General features: G+C 62.4%; 1 protein-coding gene. It reads right to left on the bottom strand.

Going from position 1 to position 1,998, the window contains the following annotated elements; genetic code table 11:
* Positions 1–395 precede the first annotated feature (395 nt).
* Positions 396–1,286 (bottom strand): ribosome small subunit-dependent GTPase A, encoded by an 891-nt coding sequence (rsgA, locus tag AC1DIO_RS35195; protein WP_476854935.1) that lies wholly within the window; start codon positions 1,284–1,286, stop codon positions 396–398.
* Positions 1,287–1,998 lie beyond the last annotated feature (712 nt).

Genomic DNA, 1,998 nt, shown 5'->3' with positions numbered 1-1,998 from the left:
ATGGTGACGAACATGGTGTGTTTCCTTAGCGCATATTCCGGACCGGGGCGGTGCCCACAGCGACAATTTCGTTGTGCACTGCACATAAGCCGATCGGCCCGCCGCAATTAGGGGCTTTACTTCAGCTCCGATATGCATCCAGGGCATGCATCATTTGTTAATCAGTAATTTTCTGGTCTCATCATGCGTTGAGCGCAGTCATCGTTTCAAATGAAACCGATATTCTGCCTAGAAAATGGGCCGCGCGGCGGCAGGGTCACCGAGAGGTGTCGCATCCGGACGCCGGGCCACATGGTCGTCCGGATAGTCGTCGATCGTCGCGCGCTGGCGGGCGAGGGGCCGTATCACCGGCGTCAGCTCCAGGATGAACAGGCTGAGGTTTGGGCTCGGCCGAATCAGACGCCCCGCCTACCGCCCCTTCCCCTCGGCCCCTTCACCTCCGGCGTCTTTGCCCTGTTCTCTAGATCGAGCTTGCGCCAGCGTGCCAGACGCTCAGGGTCGATCACGCCCTTGGAGACTGCCTCCTGAACCGCGCAGCCGGGCTCGTGCTCATGTGTGCAGTCGCGGAAGCGGCAGAGCGGGCTTAGTTCCGTGATCTCGGCGAACAGCGTTTCGAGACCAGACGCCGCATCGCTGACATGGAGCGTGCGCATGCCCGGCGTATCAATCACCCAGCCGCCGCAGGCAATCGCATGCAGCGAGCGCGACGTCGTGGTGTGGCGCCCCTTGGCGTCGTGGTCGCGGATGTCGCCCGTCTGCTGCGGTTCGCCATCGATGGTGCCGGCAAGCGCGTTCACAAGAGTCGATTTGCCGACGCCGGACGAACCGACCAGCGCGAGGGTGCGGCCTTMGCCACACCAGGACGCGAACGCAGCCGCCGCGTGAGAGCTGCGCGGATTGACGGTTGCAACAGCCAGCCCGCGCTGCAGGGCGGCGGCCTGGTCGAGATAGGGCTGCACGTCCGGCACGAGATCGGCCTTGGTCAGCAGGATGACGGGTTCGGCTCCGCTCTCATTGGCCAGCGCAAGATAGCGCTCCAGGCGCGCGACGTTGAAATCAGCATTGCAGGAGGTGACGATGAACAGTGTGTCGATGTTGGCCCCGGCAAGCTGCGGCGTCATGCTGCCCTCGGTGCGCCGCGCCAACACCGTCGCGCGCTCCAGCCGGCGCCGTAGCAGATGTGTGCTGGGCTCCACCAGAACCCAGTCACCCACCGTGAAGTCGCCTGTATTGGTATGGACCGGCAGCTTGAGCCTGATCGGCCCATCGGGCGTGATTGCGCTCATGCGGGTGCGGTGCACCGAGCCGATGCGCGCAGGCCGGAGGCAGGCGTCATCTGGTCCGCATTGATCTGCAAAGAAATCCGTCCAGCCCAGCGCCGCAAGGGACAGTGGTGCGGAGGTAGTGTMGCCTTGCGTCACAGTATCGCCCCACCGCTCGGCGTCCTCGTCATGGGCGACGATAGAGCGGGGTTTAGGCCGGGTTGCAAGCGCCGCAAGGAAAGCTGGCAGCCGCGCTACGCCAGGTGCAGACATTGGCGCATGGCCCGGAACCAGACATTCGCATGCCGCGAAAGGGACGTCCGTTCGCGACCCAACTCCGCCATTTGCGGTGAGCCGCTGACGGTCAAAAGTCGCCCATTCCCGCCCCCCTCGGACGTCCGCATGCGGGCGGTTCAACTTCGCAATCGGCAACGTGCCGAAATCGCGTAGCCAACGCGGTGAATTCCTGCTTTCGGCCACAGCCCGTTTTCTAGGCGGAACATCGGTTGCATTTGAAACGATGACTGCGCTCAACGCATGATGAGACCAGAAAACTACTGATTAACAAATGATGCATGCTCTGGATGCATATCGGAGCTGAAGTAAAGCCCCTAATTGCGGCGGGCCGATCGGCTTATGTGCAGTGCACAACGAAATTGTCGCTGTGGGCACCGCCCCGGTCCGGAATATGCGCTAAGGAAACACACCATGTTCGTCACCATGATTGATGATTGCC

This window comes from Allobosea sp. 05T439, assembly GCF_056396005.1.
Note: the sequence above shows the minus strand (reverse complement) of the source record. Positions and strands in the feature narration are given on the sequence as shown.